The 21,969-nt window shown below is 69.0% G+C and carries 18 protein-coding genes and 5 pseudogenes; 11 read left to right on the plus strand and 12 right to left on the minus strand.

The annotated features are described in order from the left end of the window. Window positions 1-463: 463 nt before the first annotated feature. From CP975_RS32165 to fxsT, 3 genes are all read right to left on the minus strand, one after another. Complete coding sequence (locus CP975_RS32165; protein ID WP_055530685.1) at window positions 464-1,462, minus strand: cytochrome P450; 999 nt, start codon at window positions 1,460-1,462, stop codon at window positions 464-466. A gap of 271 nt (window positions 1,463-1,733) precedes the next feature. Next, a complete protein-coding gene (locus tag CP975_RS32170; protein ID WP_055530683.1) occupies window positions 1,734-2,663 on the minus strand; it encodes an ATP-grasp domain-containing protein in 930 nt (309 codons plus the stop codon). Window positions 2,664-2,938: 275 nt separating this feature from the next. Further along, a complete protein-coding gene (gene fxsT, locus CP975_RS32175; RefSeq protein ID WP_150477629.1) occupies window positions 2,939-5,824 on the minus strand; it encodes an FxSxx-COOH system tetratricopeptide repeat protein in 2,886 nt (961 codons plus the stop codon). A gap of 876 nt (window positions 5,825-6,700) precedes the next feature. On the opposite strand from fxsT, the pseudogene CP975_RS32180 reads away from it, so the two are divergent. Continuing rightward, window positions 6,701-7,455, plus strand: a pseudogene (locus CP975_RS32180) (transposase family protein). A gap of 65 nt (window positions 7,456-7,520) precedes the next feature. Here CP975_RS32180 and CP975_RS32185 read toward each other — a convergent pair. The 3 genes and pseudogenes from CP975_RS32185 to CP975_RS36695 all read right to left on the minus strand — a co-directional run. Continuing rightward, window positions 7,521-7,778 carry an STAS domain-containing protein gene (locus CP975_RS32185; protein WP_150477630.1) on the minus strand — a complete coding sequence of 86 codons (258 nt, stop codon included), beginning with the start codon at window positions 7,776-7,778 and terminating at the stop codon, window positions 7,521-7,523. Then, window positions 7,717-8,091 carry a hypothetical protein gene (locus CP975_RS36060; protein ID WP_055530678.1) on the minus strand — a complete coding sequence of 125 codons (375 nt, stop codon included), beginning with the start codon at window positions 8,089-8,091 and terminating at the stop codon, window positions 7,717-7,719. The genes CP975_RS32185 and CP975_RS36060 overlap by 62 nt, the downstream gene beginning before the upstream one ends. A 93-nt stretch (window positions 8,092-8,184) precedes the next feature. Further along, window positions 8,185-8,322, minus strand: a pseudogene (locus tag CP975_RS36695) (IS5/IS1182 family transposase); the annotation flags it as partial. Between the two features lie 192 nt (window positions 8,323-8,514). Between CP975_RS36695 and CP975_RS32195 the strand changes: the two are divergent. Continuing rightward, window positions 8,515-8,692: pseudogene (locus CP975_RS32195) on the plus strand (IS5/IS1182 family transposase); the annotation flags it as partial. 77 nt (window positions 8,693-8,769) lie between these two features. Here CP975_RS32195 and CP975_RS32200 read toward each other — a convergent pair. Next, complete coding sequence (locus tag CP975_RS32200) at window positions 8,770-9,432, minus strand: hypothetical protein (protein WP_150477631.1); 663 nt, start codon at window positions 9,430-9,432, stop codon at window positions 8,770-8,772. 75 nt (window positions 9,433-9,507) lie between these two features. Here CP975_RS32200 and CP975_RS32205 point away from each other — a divergent pair, with 75 nt between their 5' ends. Then, the gene (locus CP975_RS32205) at window positions 9,508-10,089 is read left to right on the plus strand and encodes a snapalysin family zinc-dependent metalloprotease (protein WP_055530676.1); all 582 of its coding nucleotides are present in this window, start codon (window positions 9,508-9,510) and stop codon (window positions 10,087-10,089) included. A 228-nt stretch (window positions 10,090-10,317) separates the two neighbouring features. Here the strand turns inward: CP975_RS32205 and CP975_RS32210 are convergent. Next, window positions 10,318-10,782, minus strand: a pseudogene (locus CP975_RS32210) (integrase core domain-containing protein); the annotation flags it as partial. On the opposite strand from CP975_RS32210, the pseudogene CP975_RS32215 reads away from it, so the two are divergent. Further along, window positions 10,780-11,131, plus strand: a pseudogene (locus tag CP975_RS32215) (glycoside hydrolase family 6 protein); the annotation flags it as partial. The pseudogenes CP975_RS32210 and CP975_RS32215 sit on opposite strands and share 3 nt — an antisense overlap. Here CP975_RS32215 and CP975_RS32220 read toward each other — a convergent pair. Next, window positions 11,125-11,886, minus strand: a complete 762-nt coding sequence (locus CP975_RS32220) for an alpha/beta fold hydrolase (RefSeq protein WP_055530737.1) — start codon at window positions 11,884-11,886, stop codon at window positions 11,125-11,127. The pseudogene CP975_RS32215 and the gene CP975_RS32220 sit on opposite strands and share 7 nt — an antisense overlap. A gap of 225 nt (window positions 11,887-12,111) precedes the next feature. Here CP975_RS32220 and CP975_RS32225 point away from each other — a divergent pair, with 225 nt between their 5' ends. From CP975_RS32225 to CP975_RS32235, 3 genes are read left to right on the plus strand one after another with little or no spacing between them, the layout of a single operon-like run. Continuing rightward, window positions 12,112-14,478: an ABC transporter ATP-binding protein/permease gene (locus tag CP975_RS32225; protein WP_055530674.1), complete on the plus strand. Its 2,367-nt coding sequence runs from the start codon at window positions 12,112-12,114 to the stop codon at window positions 14,476-14,478. An 11-nt stretch (window positions 14,479-14,489) separates the two neighbouring features. Further along, window positions 14,490-15,335, plus strand: coding sequence for a hypothetical protein (locus CP975_RS36065; protein WP_246201704.1), 846 nt, complete (start codon window positions 14,490-14,492; stop codon window positions 15,333-15,335). Further along, complete coding sequence (locus CP975_RS32235; protein WP_150477632.1) at window positions 15,335-16,351, plus strand: serine/threonine-protein kinase; 1,017 nt, start codon at window positions 15,335-15,337, stop codon at window positions 16,349-16,351. Before CP975_RS36065 ends, CP975_RS32235 begins: the two co-directional genes overlap by 1 nt. A gap of 43 nt (window positions 16,352-16,394) precedes the next feature. Here the strand turns inward: CP975_RS32235 and CP975_RS32240 are convergent, their stop codons facing one another. Next, on the minus strand, window positions 16,395-17,693 hold the full coding sequence (locus CP975_RS32240) for a streptophobe family protein (RefSeq protein WP_055535958.1): 1,299 nt from the start codon (window positions 17,691-17,693) through the stop codon (window positions 16,395-16,397). A 183-nt stretch (window positions 17,694-17,876) separates the two neighbouring features. Here CP975_RS32240 and CP975_RS32245 point away from each other — a divergent pair, with 183 nt between their 5' ends. After that, window positions 17,877-19,148 carry a DUF6777 domain-containing protein gene (locus CP975_RS32245; RefSeq protein WP_167532766.1) on the plus strand — a complete coding sequence of 424 codons (1,272 nt, stop codon included), beginning with the start codon at window positions 17,877-17,879 and terminating at the stop codon, window positions 19,146-19,148. Between the two features lie 49 nt (window positions 19,149-19,197). After that, window positions 19,198-19,638: an OsmC family protein gene (locus CP975_RS32250; protein WP_055534667.1), complete on the plus strand. Its 441-nt coding sequence runs from the start codon at window positions 19,198-19,200 to the stop codon at window positions 19,636-19,638. A gap of 7 nt (window positions 19,639-19,645) precedes the next feature. Here CP975_RS32250 and CP975_RS32255 read toward each other — a convergent pair whose 3' ends face one another. Next, entirely contained in the window at window positions 19,646-19,846 is a 201-nt protein-coding gene (locus CP975_RS32255; protein WP_055534668.1) for a hypothetical protein, read from the minus strand. Window positions 19,847-19,862: 16 nt separating this feature from the next. On the opposite strand from CP975_RS32255, the gene CP975_RS32260 reads away from it, so the two are divergent. After that, window positions 19,863-20,306 (plus strand): hypothetical protein, encoded by a 444-nt coding sequence (locus tag CP975_RS32260; RefSeq protein WP_055534670.1) that lies wholly within the window; start codon window positions 19,863-19,865, stop codon window positions 20,304-20,306. 135 nt (window positions 20,307-20,441) lie between these two features. Here CP975_RS32260 and CP975_RS32265 read toward each other — a convergent pair whose 3' ends face one another. Continuing rightward, complete coding sequence (locus CP975_RS32265; RefSeq protein ID WP_055534680.1) at window positions 20,442-21,056, minus strand: class I SAM-dependent methyltransferase; 615 nt, start codon at window positions 21,054-21,056, stop codon at window positions 20,442-20,444. 143 nt (window positions 21,057-21,199) lie between these two features. On the opposite strand from CP975_RS32265, the gene CP975_RS35220 reads away from it, so the two are divergent. After that, window positions 21,200-21,523 (plus strand): hypothetical protein, encoded by a 324-nt coding sequence (locus tag CP975_RS35220; RefSeq protein WP_167532767.1) that lies wholly within the window; start codon window positions 21,200-21,202, stop codon window positions 21,521-21,523. The last annotated feature ends 446 nt before the right edge of the window (window positions 21,524-21,969 follow it).

Consider the following 21,969-nt stretch of genomic DNA (forward strand, 5'->3'; position numbering starts at 1 on the left):
ACCGGCCTTCCGGTAGCAACTCGCCGTGTTCACGGAGTTGGGGGTGGTAACCGGGGCAGCGTTGTATCCATGCTACGCGGTGGGACACCGAGTTCCGCCGGATCGCTGCTTCCCGTCGCTCACCGCTTCATCCACCCTGATGCAGCCGTGAACAAAACCGTCCAGCTTCGCTGCGTTCGGCCAACTGTGCCCGCTGTCATGACGGTGGGACACATGCGGACCCTGGAGGTCCAGGTGCCTGGAGGTGGCTGGGCGGCAAGGGCGAAGTCGACGGCAAGCATCAACAAAGCGACCACGGACGGTCCCTGACCCCAAGCGGTCTGTTGAGCGACCGTCGTCAGTTTCGGCCTCCCCCCAGCCGGACTCTGTGAGAGCCAAGGGCGAAACATGGCTTTGCAAGGCTGGGTTCGTTACCTTCGTGCGGAAACAGTGACAACGTCAACGGATGCGCCAATGACCGTGCTCATCGGCGCTGAGGTTCCTCTCTGTTGGTCTCCCAGGTCACCAGCAGGCGGTTCAGACCGCCTGTCACCTTTTGGTGGGCCACTTCTGGCTCCTCGGCAAGGCCGCCCGCCACTTGGAGTCGTGAGAACCTGGCCAGCCCGGTTAGGAACACGGACAGTTCCAGTCTGGCCAGAGCCGCGCCCAGGCAGTAGTACTTCCCGTGCCCGAACGCGATGTGCGGGTTGGGGTCCCGGCGGATATCGAAGACCGAGGCGTCACGGAAGACCGCTTCGTCCCGGTTGGCGGACTGGAATGACAGGACGACGAGCTCGCCTGCTTTGATAGACGTCCCTGACACAGGAATGTCTGCCTGTGCGTAGCGCGGTATCCAGCCCCCGCCCGGGACAGCCAACCGCAGGATCTCCTCCACGGTCCCGGGGACGAGGGATACGTCCTGACACAGCGCGTTCCACTGGGAAGGGCGTGCCAGGAGGAAAAAGGTGCCGTACACCATGCGGGCGGCGACCGTGTCGAAGCCGGCGAGGAATACATCCAGAATCGCGTCTGCGTGTTCTTCGTCGCGCAGGTCTTCCGAACCCGTTCGTGCCAGGGCAAGACCGGCGAGAAGACTGTCGTCAGAGGTTATGTCGTGCGGTTGTCTCCGAATGCGTCGCAGGATCGAGTCGACGTCGTCCCGCAGGCGAGAGCGCAGGCGCACCGCCTCCCGGGCCCTGCCGGGTTCGCGGACCATGCCGGACCACTCGGTCATCGCACGACGTAGTTCTTCGGGGAGGCCCAGCAAGTCGAAGATCACCCCCGCGGCCAAGGGGTACGCCAAATCCGCGCAGACGTCTGCGGGCGGCCCTGCTGCCAGACAGGAGCGCACCAGGGTGTCGAACCGCGCTTCGGTGGAGGGCCTCAACCGGGTTGTCCGGCGGCTGCTGAAGTGGCGCGACAGTGTGTGCCGCCATCGGCGATGGTCAGTGGCCTCGTTCTCGTGCTCGCCGGTCGCTTCCATCAGGGCTGCGTCCCACAGTCGCGGAGCGCGGCGAGGATCTGGATGTGATCTCCCTATGCGGGGGTCGCCGCACATGTTCTTGACCCCGTCGTAGGTGGTAACCAGCCAGGACTCGTCCCCGGTGGAGGTGTGTTGGCGAGTGGGGCCTGGCAGGGAGCGAAGTGCGGCGAAGGGGTGCGGCTCGTCCATGATGTGCGGACAGGGATAGGGAAGTGCCGACTCTGATGACGACTCGACTGTCATGGTGCCTACCGTCCCCCTTCGGCCGATCCTAGATGTGTTCGGCGACCCGTTGCGCACGCGTCCGCTGCACGTGCAGCGCCTTCTCGGAGATCGCCCGCGTCACCGTTTCGATCGATGAAGGCTGCACGGCGAGGAACAGGTTCGGCTCGATGAGCTCAAGTTCCATGACTGTAGGCCGGCCGTTCTCGTCGTCTACCAGGTCGACACGGGCGTAGAACAGCTGTTGCGCGTCCGGCACCACCGACAGGGCTCTTGTGGCTACGTCGAGCTCACTGGGCGTGGGTGCCCAGGGTTCCAGTCCGGGGTGGGCGACTTTCCGGTGGTGGAAGGGCACGTTTGAGGCGAGCACAGCGTTCTTGCGGACGGCGTGCAAAAAGGAGCCGTCGAAGAAGACCAGCGCGCGTTCACCACTGACCTCGACACGTGACATGTAGGGCTGCACCATGGCGGTGAGTCCTTCGTCGTGCATGTGACAGATGTGCTGGACAGCGGCGTGCTTGTCATCCGCCGTGTACCGTGCTGCGTATCTCGCTCCCGCCCCTACCGCAGGCTTGATCACGAATTCGTCGGTGTTCGGCAGAGCGGCGGTCACCGACGACGCTTTGTCCCGGGTCAGGTACCGGGTCGGGACGGCAGGCACGCCGGCCTCCGTGAGGCGGGCGAGGTAGTACTTGTCGGAGCTCCAGTGGACGACCGGCGGTGGGTTGAGGAGGGTAGTGACACGGCTGCATCTGTCCACCCATTCCAAAAATTCGCTGGACCGCCAGGTGTAATCCCAGGTGGAGCGAATGAGGACCAGACTGTACTGACTCCAGTCGGTGCTCTGGTCGTCCCACTCCACGGAACTGGCTGTGACTCCAGCGGCGTTCAGGGCCGCCAAGAGGAGCGGCATGTCGTGATCAGTGTTGATCTCGGGGCGCGGCCTGGTGGTTACCAGTGCAACCTTGACTTCCGGCATGGGTCATTCCTTACTCGGGACGTGGCGTCGGGAGCAAGCTAGCAGCGCGGGCGATCGTTCGCGGACTCGCCGTTCAATCGAATCTTTCTCTGCCCGGTCGGAAGTAGGGATCCATGTCTCTTCTGTCGCCTGCGCGATTCACCTTTCGGAGCGATAGACGCCCTTGACGCTTCGACAATCGTAGAACTCAGGGCGTGTTGCGACCACATGCAAGAACTTTTCTGGCGTAATCTCGCTCTTTCTCCTGAAGAACTGATCACTTTCCTTCTCATGTGTCACTTCCGTGCGGTGATCTTTTCCAGAAGGTCCACGGAGTTCCGTGTATCCGGGTGATCGTCGCCGAGAACCTGCCGATAGCGTTGAACCGTGTCGGCCTGCAAGTCTTCGGCGCGGGCGAGTTGTTGTGAGTGATGCAGAGTCTCACTCAGGGCGTGCGCGGTCCGGAGGGTCTGGGGGTGGTCGGCGCCCAGGATCTGCTGGGAGCGCGCGAGCGTCTCCTCCTGGAGCGTCAGGGCCTGTCGCAGGTCGCCGAGCTTGCGCAGGATCGTCGCGTAGGAGTTCGCGGCCCGCAGAGTGTACGGATGGTCCTCACCAAAGACTCTGCGGCAGCGGTCCAAAGTATCCTCGTCGAGCGCCTTGGCATGCGCGTGGTCCCCGAGGGCGACGAGGTCGGCAGCCAGGTGGTTCGCCGACCGCAGCGTGTCCGGATGGTCGTCCCCGATGACGCGCCGGTACCGAGCCAGAGTGTCCTCGTGCAGCCTCCGGGCTTCGTCGTGATGGCCCAAGATGCTCAGATCGACAGCGAGGTGGTTGGCGGAGTGCAGCGTGTGGGGGTGGTCTTGGCCGAGGACGTCACGATAGGAGTCGAAGGTGTCCCCCTGCAGTTGCCTAGCCGCCTCGTACCGGCCGAGCATCCGCAGGTTGATAGCGCTGCCGTGAGCGAGACGCAGCGTGTCCGTGTGCCGGGGCCCCAGAACCCGGTGGTATCGGGGTAGTGCGTCGTCATAGAGCCGCCGGGCCTCCTCGTACCGTCCTTGTTCACGCAGCCCTCGGGCCAGGCACCGGGTCACCCACAGGACATGGACATCGTCGGCGCCCAGTTCGCGCAGCCACGCCGAGCGCAGTGAGATTGCCAGTCGGGTGCCGGCATCGGCGTCACCTCGTTCGATGAGGTACCAAGACGCCTTGCAGGCCAGAGGGCGCAGGCGCGGGTTCCTGGAGGTGGTCGGCTCCACGGCGAGCACGTGCGGGACGATGTGTGCCCACGCAGCCCAGGTGGACGGGGACTCAGGGTTGCCCGGATCGTTTTCCACGAGCATCCCATGGGAGTGCCGGCGCATGCTCTCCAGCGCGATCGCGGGTAGCAGGTCCTTGACCACTCCCTGTACCAGTCGATGCAGGCGAACTCCGTCCCGGCCGCCCTTCGCCAGACCGAAGCGGACGGCTGTTCCGATGGCTCGCCGCAGACGCATTTCGTCCTCGGCCACCTGCGTCAGCACCGCTATGGACTCGTCGTCGCCCGACTCCCACTCGCCTCGTGTCATCAGCCAGCGCACCGGAACCGACTCCGGAGCCAACAGGGCGCATACCCGCACGATGGCCAGCCCGACCGGATCGGCCTGGGCGAGCTGATCCAGACTCAGACCTATCACGGCCGCCAACGAACGCGGGTAATCACCGGCCTCGCCCTCACTCAGCAGAGCAGCCGGATGAGTGCTGAGTAAATTGAGATAGTCGCCGACCTCAGTCGCTGTCTCGGAGAGGAAGCCTCCTGCCTGGCACAGGGCGAGAGGCAGGAAGTCCAGCTGTTCCGCGAGTAATTCCGCCTCCCCACGGCCGAGGTCGGGGCAGTGTGCCTGCAGAAGCGCGACGGATTCCAGCGCTGCCATGCCTTCCACCTGCATCGTCGCAGCGATGCTTTCCCAACCGCCGACACGAGAGGTGATCAGTACATGACCCGGGCCACCCGGAAGCCACTCGGAGACAGCGGCGCGCTCCTCGGCATTGTCGAAAATGATCAACCACCGGTCGCGTCCCCGCAGGTGTGCCTTGGCCACGGCCGCCGCCGTAGCCGTATCGGTATCGCGCTCGACGAGTGCCAGCTCCACGGCGAGTGCAGCGATCTGATCACCGACCAGTGACGAATCGTCCGCTGCGATCCACCACACGACGTCGTAAGCGTAGGCACGCTGGTGCGCGTACTCGACAGCAATCTGAGTCTTCCCAACTCCGCCCAGCCCGCGTAATGCCTGAACAACTGACGCGCCTCCCAGATCGAAGCGCTCACGCAGTCTGCGCAGGATGCCGTCCCTGCCGGTGAACTGGGGATTCCGGGGCTCCAAGTTCCACACGGGCGGCAGGGCACCGGGCACTCGGCTTGAGGCCGCGTGGGGCTCCGAGCGGGTCAGAGTCAGGGAGCCGTCGGGATCACTCACCCCCGGACGCACGCTGATCTGTCTGGCAGAGGGCGGATTGCCGAGCGTGACGAGCATCTGTTGCGCCGCCAGGGTGTCGGGGTGATCGGCTCCTAGAACTTTCGTGCACTCGTTGGTCAGCTGCAACGCCGCTGTCTCGGCATCGGCGTACTGTCCCTGCGCGGCCAGTACCTCGATCACTCCCAGCCGGGCCCGGAAGGCGACGTCGGTCCCCGAGGCCGGAAGGGCCGACTGCAGATCAGCGACTGCTCCATAGACCACCCCCGCCGACGCCCAATGGCCCTCACGGCGCAGAGCGTCGCCGACGTTCGTCCACGCTCTCGCCGCCCGCTCCAGCAGCAGACTCTGCTGCTTCAATTGTGCGCGGAGATCCTTGAGTTCCCGTTCCAGCACCACCGACCGCCGCCGCTCGTGGAGAAGGTCCGGCGAAGCCGGGTCTACCGCTGTAGATGACGGTTCAGCGACCTTGTACTGCACGGCGAGCCGGTTCCAGACGCCTTCCCAGACCTGCATCTCCTCCAGGTCCGCTCCGCACAACCGTACGAAGGTCAACAGGAATGCCTTGCTGGGAAACCTGCGTCCGCGCAGTACCTCACCGAGAGTTGTGCGGGGAAGGGAAGTCCCCAGCGACACCGCCGCCTTTTCCAGGTCCCGGTACGAAGGACTGTCGGCCCTGGCCCGGAGCATGTGCATGAAGCGGGACAACTCCTCCTTGGTCTGCGCCACCGAAGGATCGACGCGACTCTCCGAGCCGTGATCCATTGAGCCCCCCGGATTCATGGCCACTGTCCCGTGGTGTCCCGGAACGTCCAACAGCTTAAGTGTCCCATGCCAATTCGGGACAGGGATTGTCCCAACTTGGGGCCCGAATGTCCCGGGCAGGCCCGATGAGAGCCCAAATCATCCGGCTTTGGCCTCACGACTGGTGGGACAGCTCCACTTGTTGCTCTGATGAATCATCGGTGCAACAGGCCAGTTCCCTAAGGAGGCCCTGGTGTTCAGGAAACGGAAGGTTCGTTTGCCGGCTGGAAAGCGGTTCCGTCCGGCGAACGGCCATCACGCTTTGTTCTTTGCCGCCCTGGGGGGGACGGGGGCAGGCCTCACCATGGCCCTCGCGGGCGCCCCGACCGTTGATGCCGGAAGCTTCGGCCTCGCGCTGGCCGCCGTCATGCTGAAGATGCTCCAGCAGCCCAGCGCTGGTGCGGTACCTCAGCCTAGGAAGGAAGAGGGGGGCAAGGAGCAGTTCGAGACTGGAACGGATGCCGAGACAGGCAGGCCCGAGAGGGGATGATGATCCCAACTCCGGTGCCATCCGAGGTTCGCCTGGGCGCCGATTGCTTCCGAGTCCATAGAGACGAGGGGTGACACCGGTCGCATACACTCCGCCGCTGCCTCGGAAAGTGACCGTCCAAGCCAGTATGGCCCCCGTAGGGCATGGCTTCGGACAGCAGACCGCGGCAGGCGGTAGTGGACGTGGTCTCCGAAGCCGTCACTTGTGGTATGCGGTGAGGGGCAGGTCAGGTTTGGACAGTCCTGCGCAACGATGAAGCTCCTGGTAGACGGGTTCTCGACCAAGATCACCCGCGCTGCAAGGAGCTTCGCGTGCTCGTCTACCCGTCCTCGATTGATCTGTCCGGCCGCACCCTGCGGTTCCTGACTGGACAACTGACAGCCACGCGGCGTGAGATCGGGACGCGGTGGCAGCGCCTTCCCCGCCGCACGACGGGCCCTGCTCGCCCTGGCTCACCTGCGGTGCGGTGAACCTACGCCCAGCTCGCCGCCGGATTCGGCATCGGGATCGCGACCGTCTACCGCTACATACGTGAAGCCGTCGAGGCCCTGGTCGCCCTCGCCCCGTCCCTGGACGAGGCAATGACGACGATCCGGGCGAAGGCGTACGTCATCCTCGACGGCGCCCTGCCGCCGATCGACCGCATAGCCGCCGACACCCCGTACTACTCCGGGAAACACAAACGCCACGGCATGAACGTCCAGATCCTCACCGATCCCTTCGGACGACTCCTCTGGGCCTCGCCGGCTCTGCCCGGCTCCACGCACGCCTCACCGCCGCAGGACAACACAACATCATCGAAGCCCTCGCCGATGCGGGACTCAGGTGCTGGGCCGATAAGGCGTATCAAGGCGCCGGCGACCTTGTCCGGGTGCCGTTTCGGGGCCGCCGTCTCAAGCAATGGAAGCACCGCCACAACACCACCCGCGCCAAGATCCGCTGTGTCGGCGAGCAGGCGATGGCCACCCTCAAGAGCTGGCGCCTCCTGCGGAAACTCCGCTGCAGCACCAACCGCATCACTGACGTCGTGAAAGCCGTCCTCGTCCTTCACCAGGCATCAGCGTGAGGTTGGAAAACGCTCAGTGTCGTCGTTGAGGACCACGCCCGTCTTCGAAGATGAGGTCACGTTGGTCAGCTGTCGCTGTCGCCGCGGCGGGAGTCTGTCCTTCTCTCGGCACGGGAATGCGGGGTGCCCAGTGCTCGCCGTACAGAGTTGAGGGCTTCCTGGACAGTGGCACAAGGCTTGAAGAGAGTGTTGAGGTCGACGGCTGTCAAGATCCGAAGATGCCAAGGTCGGATACATACCAGCGCGAGTTGGCCATCTCGTTCAAGGGCCCTTCGTCGTGCCCGGCAGAGCAGGGAGAGCGTGGAGCAGTCGAGGAACGTCACCCAGCCGCAGGTCCACGACTACTCGGGCGTACTGCGACGCGGTGGAGTCGAGGCCCTCGCCGCGGCGGCCACCGAGGACGCGGGGGAAACCATCGACGTGATCGCCGCGGCGCTGGCCGACGTCGACCCGGAGGCCGCCCGCCTCCTGGCGGCGATCCCGGCCACCGCCAAGGCCCTCCTGCGCCAGCTCGGGCAGGACCAGGACGACGACGACGTCGCCAGCCCCCCTGTCGCCGAGCAGGGCCTCGGGGCGTCGTCGCGGCCGGCCGGGACGCCCTGCGACGGACCAGTTTTGGCACCCCCTTTTTCGCACGGAGGTGGGAGCCGTCCACGCCCGCCCGTGACCAGTCGAGTTCGCCGACCGCGTGCAGTTCGGCAAGGAGGGCCGGTAGAGCTTGACGATGACGCCGGCCTTCTGCCACCGGTCCAGACGCCGCCAGCAAGTCTGTCCGGAGCCCAACCCCAGCTCCGGGGACAGGAGTTGCGACGCGACGTCGTTGTAGAGGACGTACAGGATGCACTGCAGACACCGCCGGTCACCAACCGGGCGCGGGCCCGACCCTTTCTACGGCCGGGGCGGCAGCAACAGTTCGATCACAGCCCACAAGTCGTCGTCCACGATCCATGGTCGAGTACCTACACCTGACGAACGACCGAAAAGTCATACCAGTCACACCCGACTAGGACACCTCAGCAAGGTCGTGTTACGAGCTCTTAGGGGCGGCTCCGGCAGGTGGTCTCAGCAGGTCAACGCGCGGTCAACACCGCGCACGCCCACATCCGAGCCCTCCGCGAGCAGGCCACGGCGACTTTGAAGACCTGGCGCCTGTTGCGGAAGCTCCGTTGCAGCACCACCCGAATCACCCAGCCACGTCCAAGCCATCCTCGCCCTCCACCTGGCCTGCTCAAGCTGAGGTTGGCAAAGGCTCACTGTTGTGGCTGCGGCCCCGACCAGACGCCTGGGCGGGGCCGCGTTGCTGCCGGGCGGATCTCACAGTTCGTCGCGCGTCACTCTCCGCCGGGCCAAATAGCCCACTCCCCAAACGACCGCGAAGATCGCTACTACCCCCAGCCCTGCCGGTTTTCCGGATACGGTCAAGGCAAGGCCGATGCACGCGCCACATATGGCGAAGATGGTAGAGAACATGAAGAGCCGGGAGGTCGTCCTTGCCCTCCTGAAATAGTTATCTTCCATTCGCGCCTCCGTTACTTGCCCTGCAGCCCATGATCCGGAGAAGCACACTGCCTGGCCGCCGATAGCGGAGGCTCCGGCCGTCGGTATTGAGCCTCCCAGCATGACGGACTCGCATGCTGAACCGAAAGCGGCACCGGCGAAAAATCCTGCGACGTCCGCCACCAGCCCCTTGGCGTCTCCCTGGAACACCTTCGCTCCGGCGCCGATGACATCACCGACCTTTCCCAAAGCGTCCCAGGGTGCCAAGCCGCTGGGGTCGATCTGGTTGACGGGGTCGCCTTCGGCGTAAAGCAGTCCAAGTCGAACTACATGGCCACCGCCGCGTACACCAACTGGATACAGTCCGCCGCCTCCAACAGCTGACCGACAGGCAGCGGGTAACCATGCGCCGCCGCCTTGGCTCGGCACTGCGTCGTCGTTTTCACGGGCCATCAACCAACCAGTTGACACGGTTGGCATGTTCGCGACACTCGTCTTGGTCCCCTCTCTCGGTCCTCCGAGGGTCCGAGAGCCCCCACGTGTGAGAGGACAGTGATGGTGCACTTTCTACGGTTGGGTATAGCCGGTGCCGCGGCAGGGATGCTCTTGACCGCGGTCCCGGCGGCACACGCCGTGTCCGCGGCCGAGCCCACCATGCCGAAGCGCGTGGCCGCGCAGGTCACGCTCCGCTACGACGCCAGCCGAGCGGCAGGCTGGGAGCAGGCGATCTCTGCCGGGGTCGCCTCATGGAACGGCAACGTCGGCAACGTCAAGCTGGTCAAAGCCGCCCCTGGCAGCCGAGCGGAGATCCAGATCGTGGCCACCACCGGCTGGCCGCAGGCCACGCTCGGACCGGTCCGGCCGGGCGGCCGGGCACGGGTCGAACTCGGCAGCCAGGCGGTCTCCCAGGGCTACGACAAGACCCGCATCGTCGCCCACGAACTCGGCCACAACCTGGGCCTGCCGGACACCAAGCCCGGCCCCTGCTCGCAGCTGATGTCGGGCTCCAGCGCCGGTACGAGCTGCCGTAACGCGGTGCCCGACGCGGCCGAGCGCTCGCGAGTCGAGAACGCGTACGCGGGCGGCACCGTGGCACACACCCGGACCGGCGGCCGCATGCTGGTGGACGCGCCCTAGTCGGCAAGGGCCACTCCGACGTGACGATGCCTGACCCCAGCTATATCGCGGTCAGGCATCGTCACCAGCGCGTGTGCGGCGGTAAGCGATCATGCCTCCGTCGACAGCTTGAAGCGGCGGCAAGGCGGCCGGACCGACCTGCCGCGATGGCCCTCACCCCTGAGCGGCACGGTGCGCCACCATCGAGCGTGCGGGGCATTGCGGGTGCCGATACACCATCCGTGCCCGTCAGGCGACATGTCGGTACTCGTGAAGGACACCACCGAGTCGGTTGTGTCGGCGAACACTGAGAGAGGCTATCCGCTCCGGGTCTGTGACCGGTTCGGGTAGAGCTCGAAGCGGCGCGGCTTGGCCGAGCGTCCGGTGAGGGCGGTGCCGGTTGTAGAACTGCTCGAACTCACGTAGCGCGTGCAGCAGATGGTGCTGGTTCCAGATCAAGGTCCGGTCCAGCAACTCGCGTCGGCAAGTCTGCACCCACCGTTCCATGATCGAATTCATCCTGGGAGTTCGGATGCCGCTGAGTGCGACCTCGATCCCCACGTCCGCGAGGACGGCGTCGAACGAGGCGGTGAATTTCGAGGCCCGGTCGCGGATCACGAACTTCACCCGTGCCCCCACATCCTCCAGGTCCATGACGAGGTAGCGCCCCAACTGCACCACCCAGGACGCCGTCGGATGCGCGGTGGCCCCGAGGCCGGCCTCCGACAGGCACTCGGCTTCTCCCTCAACGTCTCCAACTACCTGACCACGGCCGAGAACACCGCGTACGGCAACGCCATCAAGTGCGAACTCAGCGGCCGGTACGGCTGCACCAAGCCGTTCGTGGTGGACACCAGCCGCAACGGCAACGGCTCCAACGGTCAGTGGTGCAACTCCTCGGGCCGCCGCATCGGCACCCCCACCCAACTGGGCGGAGGCGCCCGAGATGCTCCTGTGGATCAAGGCCCCGGGCGAGTCCGACGGCAACTGCGGCGTCGGAATCGGCTCCTCGGCCGGGCAGTTCCTCCCCGAAGTCGCCTACAAGATGATCTACGGCTACTGATCCGGGGACCCTTGTCCGAGGATGAGCATCGCCTCGGCGATCTCACCGGCCGCCGCCCCGGGGATCGCGGTGGCGGCCTCCTCGAGGACGAGCAGCCGCGCCCCGGGGATCTCGCGCGCGATCGCCTCGCCGTTGCCGACGGGGAAGAACGGGTCGCGGCGGCCGTGTACGACGAGCGTCGGGATGTCGATCCCGGGCAGGCGCTCGCGCCAGCGGGGGGCGCAGTCGAGCCGGGAGAACACCACGCCCAGCTGGTTGGCCGTCTGGACCGGGGGCGTGGTGTCGGGCGTGCGGTCCCAGACGCGCGCGGCGATCTCGCGCGCGGCAACGGGGTCGTCGCCCCGGATCTCCGCGCCGGCGGCGGCGAACTCCGCGACCGCCTCGCGGTCGGTCCAGTCGGGCTGCGGGCGGGCGAACAGCCGGCTCATCGTCGCCCGGTCATGGTCGGGCAGGTCGGCGTCGGGCGGGCCGGGGGCCACCGCGCGGGTGCCGACCAGCGTGAGCGCCGAGAACACGGCCGGATGGTCGAGCACGGCCACCTGCGCGACCATCCCCCCGACGCCGATCCCCGCGAGGTGCGCGGGCCTCCCGCCGAGCGCGCCGGCGAGGGCCGCCGCGTCGGCGGCGAGGCGCTCGCACAGCGCGTCGGGCCAGGAAAGCATCGTGGTCCCGCCCGCGAGCAGGACGAGGGGTGCGTCGTCGTCACCGAACGACTCGATGCCGATGGCGACCCCATTGGCGTGGACCGTGGTCACAGTGGTCATCGGATCTCCGGGAGTACGTCGTCGTAGGACGGCCGCGTCGCGCGGTCGAGGTCGGGCGCGGCAGCGACCTCAGGGGTTCGCGTCATGCCTGGGCAGACCCGATCCACTGCCCGAACTCATCGCCCATGCGCTGATCGCCCTCGTGCTCACCGGCCCGGTGGAGGCCGGTGGTGGCGACCTCAGGCGGAGATTCGGGCGAATGGGTAGAATTCTGGCATGGGGAAGCGGCCTGTGGCGCCGACTGCGCCCGAACTCTTGCTGGAGACCGACACCGGCTCCACGGTGATGAGTCCGAGCCGGGACTATCACGTGGGCCGCGACCCGCTGAGCGACATCGTCATCGACGACGCCCGCGTCTCGTGGCATCACGCCGTCCTCCACGCCGAGCTCGATCACTGGACCATCGAGGACGAGCACAGCACCAACGGAACGTACGCCGACGGGCGGCGCGTCGAGGAGGGGCAAATCGGGCCGGGCAGCGTCATCCGCTTCGGCAGCGTCACCGACGGCCCGCGCGCGGTGGTCGTCGGCCGCACTCCGCCCGAACCCCGCGCTCCCGAACGCCCGTCCTCCGTCAGCACGCCCTCGGCCACCGGCACCTTCCGGCAGCCGACGACCGTGCGCCCGCTGCCCACCCGCACCATCCGCATCGGCCGCGCCGACGACAACGACGTGGTCATCGACGACCTGGTCGTCTCCCGCCGGCATGCCGAACTGAGGGTCCTCCCGGACGGTACGTACGAGATCGTCGACCTCGGCAGCCACAACGGCACCTACCTCAACGGCCAGCCGGTGGACCGCGCGCCCGTCGCGCCGGGGGACATCGTCGGCGTCGGCCACCGCGCGTACTGCCTCGTCGGCGACCAGTTGCAGGAGTACGTCGACACGGGCGAGGTGTCTCTCGACGTCCAGGGCCTGACGGTCACCGTCGACCGGGGCCGCAAGACACTCCTCGACCAGGTCTCGTTCCCCGTCGGCGAGAAGTGCCTGCTGGCCGTTGTCGGACCCAGCGGCGCGGGGAAGTCCACCCTGCTCAACGCCCTCACCGGGCTGCGCCCCGCGGAGGGCGGCACCGTCCTCTACGACGGCCGCGACCTCTACCGCGACTACGCGGAGCTGCGCCAGCGCATCGGCCTCGTACCGCAGGACGACATCCTGCACGCCCAGCTGACCGTGCGCCGCGCCCTCGGCTACGCCGCCGAACTCCGCTTCCCCCAGGACACCGAGCAGGCGGAACGCCGGGCCAGAGTCGATGAGGTCATCCGCGAACTCGGTCTGGAAGAGCGCGCCGACCAGCCCATCCACAGCCTCTCCGGCGGCCAGCGCAAACGCGTGAGCGTCGCACTCGAACTGCTCACCAAGCCCTCGCTGCTCTTCCTCGACGAGCCCACGTCCGGGCTCGACCCCGGCATGGACCGCTCGGTGATGCACATGCTGCGCGGCCTCGCCGACGACGGCCGCACGGTCATCGTCGTCACCCACAGCGTGCTCAGCCTCGACGTGTGCGACCGGCTCCTCGTCCTCGCCGCGGGCGGGAAGATCGCCTATTACGGGCCGCCGCGGGACGCGCTGCCGTTCTTCGGCTTCCCGCAGTGGCCGGAGGCGTTCGAGGCCTTCGAAGGCGACCGCGACCGGGACTGGGCACGGGACTACCACCTCTCGCCGCTGCACCAGCGCTACATCGTCAACTCCTCCGCGCAGCCGTTCCCGAGGCCCCTCCCGCAGGACGGCACGGCCACGCCCGGCTCCTTCGCGCCGCCGCCGAAGCCGCAGAGCTGGGGATCCCAACTGCGCACGCTGGTGCGGCGGTACGCGGCCGCGCTCGGCGCGGACCGCACGTTCCTCGCCATCATGATCGTCCTGCCGTTCGTGATGGGCGCCATGGCCCGTGCGCTGGCCGGAAGCCGGCTCACGCAGGAGACGGCGATGAACGCGCTGCTCATCCTCTGCGTCGGCGGAGTCCTGACCGGTGCCGCCAACGCGGTGCGCGAACTGGTCAAGGAACGCGTCATCTACCGGCGGGAACGGGCGGTGGGGCTCTCCAGATCGGCGTATCTGATGTCCAAGGTCGTCGTCCTCGGCACGGTCACGGTGCTCCAGGCCGTCGTGCTGACCCTCGTCGCTCTCCTCGGCGTCGACCTCAACGCGCCCGGCGGCGACGGGGTGTTGCTGCCACCGCTGGTGGAAGTCACCCTCGCGGTGGCCCTGCTGGCGTTCACCGCCATGATGCTGGGCCTGCTCGTATCGGCGCTGGTGCGCAAGGAAGAGGTGACGATGCCGCTGCTCGTGTTCCTCGCCATCGTCCAGGTGGTCTTCTGCGGCGCACTCCTCAAGCTGAACGGCGTGCCCGGCGTCGAACAACTGGCGTGGCTGGTGCCCTCGCGCTGGGCGCTGGGCGCCATGGCGGGCACCATAGGCCTCGGCAGGATCGTCCCTGGCGAACTGACCACCGACCCATTGTTCCGGCACTCCGCGGGGGTCTGGCTGCTCAACATGGGGATGCTGCTGGTCCTGTCGGCCGTCTTCGGATACGTGGTCGCCAGGCTGCTGCGCCGCCATGAACCCGCCGTGATGCGGAAGTAGGAGCGCCGGCGATGACCCCCGCGGACTTCCGCCCCACCCATGTGGTTCCCCAGGACGGACTGCCCGCCTGGGAGGCACCCGACGTGGAGCGTCCGACGGCCCCCCTCGACGCGCTGCTGCCCGTGCAGCTGGTCGACCGGCTCGGCGACTGGGGCCGGATCGTGTGCGCCAACGGCTGGTCGGCATGGGTCGACGGCCGGCTCCTGCTCGCTGTGCCGCGCGATCCGCCGGGCGCGAGCGGCCCCCTGACCCGCACGGCGGACCCGCGTCCGCTGTTGACCAGGACCGAGGAAGCCCTCGGCCGCTACCGGCATGCGGTGGAGGACCTGGCGGGCGGCGGCGACGGGGAGTCCTTCCGGCGCGGGACGCACGGGCTGCGGGTGGGCGTGGTCGTGGAGGGCGAGTCGTTGTGGCTCTACGACGCCGACCACGAGCGGTGGGTGTTCTGCGACGGAACGCGGCTCAGTACGTACGCGGCGACGGAAGGGCCCGCCACCGACGGGCACGGCGATGACCACGAGGCCGCCGGACCCCCACGGGCAGCCGCCGCCGACCCCGGAGCTGCCCCTCCGCCCGACGAGGAACCGACCCGCCTCGTCCCCGCCGCGCAGGAACCGGCCGACGGAACCGACGGTTCGCCCGCCGGGATGGGGCCGGGGGAGACGCAGGTGGTAAATGAGGTGGCAGGGCCTGAGCCGACGCGGGTGGTGGGCGAGGCGGTAGGGCCGGGGGAGACCCAGGTGGTCTATGAACCGCACACCCCTGAACCGCACACCCCGCACGGCGGACACCCTGCCCCGTTTCTCCCGCCCGAGAGGGACGAACCCGGTCAGCCGCTCCGGTCCGGTGACGCCTGATGGCGGCCGCGCCGGGCGAGGGCGGCCCGAGCCCGCACTCCGGGCGGCCCTCCGAGCTGATCGGGCAGCGGATCGCGGACTACCGGGTCGAGGGCGAGATCGGCCGCGGCGGCATGGCCGTGGTCTACCGCGCCAGGGACCTGCGCCTCGACCGGACCGTCGCCCTCAAGCTGCTCGCCCCCGAACTCGCCCGCAACGACACCTTCCGGCGGCGCTTCACGCACGAGTCACGCGTCGCCGCCGCGATCGAACACCCGCACATCGTGCCCGTCTTTGAGGCCGGCGAGACGGACGGGGTGCTCTACATCGCCATGCGGTACGTCCCCGGGAGCGATCTGCGCCACCTGCTCGACCGCGGTGGCCCGCTCTCCGTCACGGCCGCGCTCCGCATCGCCACCCAGATCGCGTCCGCGCTCGACGCGGCGCACGACCACGGCCTGGTCCACCGGGACGTCAAGCCCGGCAACATCCTCATCGCCAAGGGCACGGACAGCGACCACCCCGAGCACGCCTACCTCACGGACTTCGGCCTTACGAAGAAGTCCTTGTCGCTGACCGGATTCACGACCGTGGGCCAGTTCGTCGGGACCCTCGACTACGTGGCGCCGGAGCAGATATCGGGCCGCCCGGTGGACGGCCGATGCGATGTCTACAGCCTCGCCTGCGTCGTGTACGAGACCATGGCGGGCGGGCCGCCGTTCCAGCGCGAAGACGACTTCGCCCTCCTCTGGGCCCATCAGTACGACCAGCCGCCCCGCCTGACGGAGAAGCGGCCGGGTGTTCCCCCCGGCCTCGACAGGGTCCTCGCGAAGGCGCTGGCCAAGAGCCCGGAGGACCGGTACGGGTCGTGCCTGGAATTCGCCGCCACGCTGCGGGCCGCGGCCATGGGCAGCAGTACGGACGGCCACCCCCCGACGCGGGTGGACCGCCGCGTCGAGCAGGCCCCGGCCCACCCGGACTCGCCCCCCGACCCACCCCGCTGGGCCCAGCCGGTCTTCCGGCGGCTGACCGAATAGAGCGGCCGGTCTCCCGACGGCCGACCGCAGGGCCCGCGCCAGGTCAGGCCCCGGGCCGAACCTCGCCCCGCCGGTGGACCCGCCGCGCCAGCACCCCGCCGAGGAACCCCGAGACCAGACCCCAGGCAACGGCCAGGAGCAGCGCCTTCCAGAGGTGCGGCCGCAGCTCCACGAGGCCGGACAGGCCCCCGCCGAGATCCCCGATGCCAAGGAGCGAGAGCCCGTAGTGGGCCGACACGCCCGCCAGGAGACAGACGGCGAGCACGGTGAGGGCCAGCGCCACCGCCATGTGCACGGCGTGCTGCCATGCCCGCATCCGTGCCGGGGAGCGGGCCGCCATCAGGAACGCCGCCGTCGGCACCAGGACCGCCGCGACGACCAGCAGCCACCACACCCGCCCGTCGTACTCGGCGAGAGTCCGCAGACTGAGCGTGGAATCGGTCGGCGTACGCAGCACCTCGTCGAGGACCCGCGGCATGGGCAGCCCGAACGGCCCGTCGACCCGGCCCTCCCAGGACGCGCCGAGCCCCAGGGTGAAGGCGAGCCACACGAGGTTGGGCAACCCGAGCAGCAGCACCGCGAACGTCTCGGCGGCATGGCCGCGGGTCGCCGCCACGACGAGGCCAGCGGCGAGCCCCAGGGCGGCGTACGACAGCAGCAGGAACACCATGGCGTACGCCGCTGGACGCACCGATTCCTGGAAGCGCAGCAGGCGGGCGGGGAGCGGGGCGCCGCGCGAGACGGACAGTGCCACGACGAGGACGCCCGCGAGCCACAGCAGTCCGAAGACGAGGGTCAGCGGCACGTCCGTCTTGAACCCGACCTCGGGCGAGGAGTCCAGCAGATCGCCGATCTCCCCGGCGGGCCCGTCGCCGAGCGCGATTGCGAAGCGGTGCCGGGCCAGCAGGCCGAGGCCGGTGAGCAGCAGCACCCACAGCACCGCGATCCGGGCGGCCCAGCCGACGAGTTCCCGCACGTCGGTCACGGCCCGGTGCCGCAGCGGCCGGAGGAACCCGGCGGCGACCACCAGAGCGCCGACGAGGCTGACGGAGAGCGGGAGCACGGAGAGCCCCGCGTCCGTCTCGGCGATCATCCCGGCGTCGCCGGAGAGCCCGACGGAGCCGCCGACCGCCATCACGACGACGGCCGCGACGACACTCGGGAACGCCCCGCCGGGCAGGTCGGCGGCTCCCGCGGCCCACAGGCCGAGCCCGGCGACGACGGCCATGGCCGCCAGGGAGGCGAGCACGGCCGCAAGGGCATGGGGCCAGCCATGAGGGGCCCGTCGGCTCTGCTCCGCGCGTTGCGCCCCGGCCTGCCGCGGCGGTGTCTGCTCGCTCACGGTGCCACGCTAAGCAGCGCGGGACCGGTCCGCCTTTCGAGAGGGCCTTCGGGAGGGCCTTCGAGAGGGCTTTCGGGAAGGCCGACGGGCGTCGGCTTGCGGGCCCCTGGACATCCGGGCACACAATAGGCGCGTACCGGGATAAAAGGTACGTCGCCGATCCCCCTACACAGGGAAGTGTTCGTGAGCGTCGAACCGCCGTCGTCAGGACGCCCCACAGGACCCCCTTCGGGCCCGCTCTCGGGTCCTCCGCGGCCGAGCCCCTCGGGGCCGGGCGAGACCCAGGCGGGCGCGAGCCCCGCCGGCTCGACGCCGCCTCCGGGTGGCGCGCGGCCCTCGGGCCCGTCGAGCGGCGGCCCGCCGAGCGGTCCGGCCGGTGGCGGGGGCCGCGGCGGCGGGTCCGACGGCCCGGGCGGGGGCGGCCCCGGTGCCGGTCGCGGAGGAGGTCGCCCATGGTGGAAGTCGGCGCCCCGCGTCGCGGCGATCTCCGCCGCGGTGGTGGCCGCGGTGATCCTGGCCGTCGTCCTCACCCGCCCCGAGGGCTCGTCGGAGTCGGGCGGCGAGGTCCTCCTCCAGCCCGCGGGCAAGTCGGGGCCCGACCCCTTCACCCAGTCGACGGCACGCGAGGGCTCCACGCCACCTTCCCCGAGCGAGCTGCCCAGCTCGTCCGCCTCGGCCAACGTGACGCGCGGCGTCGACGGCGCGGCGCCCGGTCTCTACGGCGGGACGCGGAAGGTCGGCAGCTGCGACGTGGAGAAGCAGGTCGGCGCGCTCCAGAAGGACCCGGCGAAGAACAAGGCGTTCGCCTCCGTCCTCGACATCGAACCGTCCGGCGTCCCCCGCTACCTGCGCTCGCTCACGCCCGTGCACCTGCGGCTGGACACCCGCGTGACCAACCACGGCTACCGCGACGGCCGTGCCACCGGCTACCAGGCCGTGCTGCAGACCGGCACCGCGGTACTGGTCGACGACCACGGCGTGCCGCGGGTGCGCTGCGCCTGCGGCAACCCGCTGCTGCCGCCCGTCGCGCAGAAGAGCACACCGCGGCAGACGGGCGACGCGTGGCCCGGGTACCGGTCCTCGAACGTCGTGGTCGTGGCGCCCGCCACCCAGGTCGTGAACCAGTTCGTCGTGTACGACCCGGACAGCGGTGACTGGTTCACCCGGGATAAGGGCGACACGGGCACCGGCGACAAGAAGACGAAGCCTCCGGCGTCCAGGCCTCCCTCACGGCACCCGGACACCCCGTCCCCCGACGAGTCGACCTCGACGGCCAGTACGCCGCCGTGCGACGCGCGGTCCCCCGGGGCGCCCCCGGCAAGCTCGTGCCCGCCCTCGTCGGTCCTGCCGCCCTCCTCGCCCGCCACGCAGCCGCCCTCCTCGGTCGAGGAGGAATCGCCCGCGTCCGAGCCCGCACCGCCGCCGTCGTCCCCCGAGGTGGACGGAAGCCCGTGAGCGAGCGGATGTCGCCGGGCCGGCGACGGCGGGACAGTACTCTCCTCGCATGACTGACAATGCGCTGCGTTCCGTCACCATCGAGCGGGCGGGCCCCGGCCGGTTCACCGCGACCAACGCCCGGGGGAGCACGCTGACCTTCGGCACCGGCGGGGGTGCCGACTTCACGCCGGTCGAGTTGTTCCTCGCGGCGATCGGCGGTTGCAGCGCGGCCGACGTGGAGGTCGCCACGAGCCGTCACGAGGAACCGGCCGCGTTCACCGTCACCGTGACCGGCACCAAGGTCGAGGACGAGGGCGGCAACCGGATGTCGGACCTCGGGGTCGCCTTCCACGTCACGTTCCCGGACGGCCCGTCGGGGGAGCGCGCCCGCACCATCCTGCCCCGGGCCGTGAAGACGTCGCACGACCGGCTGTGCACGGTCAGCCGCACGGTCGAGGCGGGCACCCCGGTCACCGTGACCGTCTCCGACGGCACCGGCGACGCCTGACACGCCGTCAGGCGCGCAGTGCCTTCGCCATGTGCTCGACGAGGGCCGCCGGGTACGTGGTCAGGCCGGTGTGTCCGCAGGGGAAGTGCAGCAGCTCCGTTCCGAGACGTTCGGCCAGGAACGCGGCCGTGCGGTAGGGGAGTTCGCCGCGGGAGTCCTCGCCGCCGACGAGCACGAGCCGGTCGGACAGCGCCTCAAGACGGCTCATGTCGGGAACGTAGGAGATGATCGCCGTCACCTGGATGGACGTGGATGACGAGGCGGCAGCGAAGATCATCGTCGACGACCGCACCAGCGACCTCGCCGGATACGACATCCTCCTCCTCGCGGACATCCTCCCGGACCTGCCGGATCTGAAGGGCACGGGCTACGACCAAGACCAGCTCGACCAGCTTCTGGATGCGACCGCGCTCCCCGAGCCGATCGAACTTCCCACCGATGGCGCCGCGAGAACGCATGGGCCCAAGAGCCGACCGAGGGCGGCTGCGGCCAAGACGGCCCGGCGCAAGCGGGCTGACGTGCACCGCAGCGAGTTCGCGCCACGAGCGGATCGCTGCGACGTGCCCCTCCATCTCGCCGACGAGAGCTTCTGGCCCAGTGCGGGCTGGGTGCCCTCGGTGGGCATCGAGGTGGCCTGCCGCTTCGCGAACGGTACGCTTGTGTCGTAGACGCGGTAGAAGGGCGGCGTTCACGCCACCCCGAAAGCCCGGGAACCGTGCGGTGAGTCGCATTACCCACCGAGGGGAGCGACGGCTTCGTCGGGCCCAGTGCTCGGGCGCCGACGGATTCTCGGCCGTTGCCTTTCAGCCGCGATGCGCCCGATGGACGCTGACGGCATAGCCGCCGCCCTCGTAGGGGTGGGCGTCCCACGTGGCGAAGCGGTCGACGAAAATGAGGCCGGCCGCGGCGCAGTGGTCGTCGTACTCCGGCAGAGTCAGGGTGGGCGATACCGGCAGGTGGGCTTCGTCCAGGCCGAATCCGGCGACCATGAGGCCGCCCGGGCGCAGGCTCCGGGCCAAGCGGCTGACCACCGCGGCCTCCGTGCCCGTGGCAAGGAGCGGGAAGATGTTGCCGGCGGCCACCACGAGATCGAAGTCCGCGCCACCATGAAGTCCAGCAGGGTCGAACGTGGCCAGGTCGGCCTGGATCCAGGGCAGGTGGGGTGCCTGTTTGCGCGCCACGGCCAGCATGGAAGCGTCGAGGTCGACTCCGACACAGTCATACCCGAGCTCCGTCAACCGGATCATGACCCGGCCGGTACCGCACCCGGCATCCAGCACCCTCGCTCCGGCGGGCACCAGCGTGGCGCACAGCCGTGCCTCACCGTGCATGTCCCTGCCGCTGCCGGCCAGGGCGGCAAACCGGGCGGCGTAGTCCTCTCCGGACGTCCCACCGGTCAACTCTTCCCAACGGCTCATGACCGACAGCGTAGGCGAGCAGCAAGAGTGGCTCTGACACATACACCCGCGCGACCGCCGTCTCCGTCGCGCCTCGGGCCGACTCCCCGGCCGAGGACCGCGGCTGCCACGAGAAGCAGCCGGCGGATCCGAGGGGCGGAGTGGTGCCGTGTCCCGACCCGCCGGGGTCGCACATCCCCAAGTCGACGTCCACGCCGCCGAGTCCTCCGCACGTCGTCCCGTGCCTCGCCGGAACCTCGCACCAGGACGTCACGTCGGTCGACCTGTACGGAATCCAGATCATCAGAACGTGGACGGGTCTCTCCACCCGCAAGCCGACAGTGCTCGGCGCTCTCGACACCTCCGGACTCACACCGGTCGGACAGAACGCCCGGGAGGAGATCGCCGCGCACATGGACGAATCAGAGGACCGCGCCGGCAGATACCGCGCCCTGGCCGAACGCCTCGACCGGCTCGCGAACGCGTAAGGCGAAGACTCCGCTGTCCGGAAGTGAGAAGGACGATCCGACATGTGCCCGCCGTAACGCGCGATGGGCCATCGACCGCGGCGGCATCGAGTACGGGCAACGCCACCACCCTGCCATGATCGCCCTTCATATCTGCCTGTGCAGGCAGGCCGCGCCTGGTGCATGAGGGCGCTCGGCCCGAAGGCATCGCTCTGCCCCTCGTCCACACCGCATGGATTTCTGCCGTGTTCTTCACCTTCGCCAACACGCCTTGGCTCGCCGTCCGCGTCCGCACGGAGAACACGGTGCTGTGGCCTGTGGTGGGACCAGTGGCGCGGGACAGTTCGCGGAGCTGTTCACCGAATTCGCCGACGGACGCCTGCTGTTCGCGCTGCGGGTCTCCTGCCCGCAGGTTGCCGTGAGCCTGCCGGCCTGCACCGGCAGCAACACCGCACTCCTCCTCGTCT

Source organism: Streptomyces alboniger, assembly GCF_008704395.1.
GTDB classification, from domain to species: Bacteria; Actinomycetota; Actinomycetes; order Streptomycetales; family Streptomycetaceae; genus Streptomyces; species Streptomyces alboniger.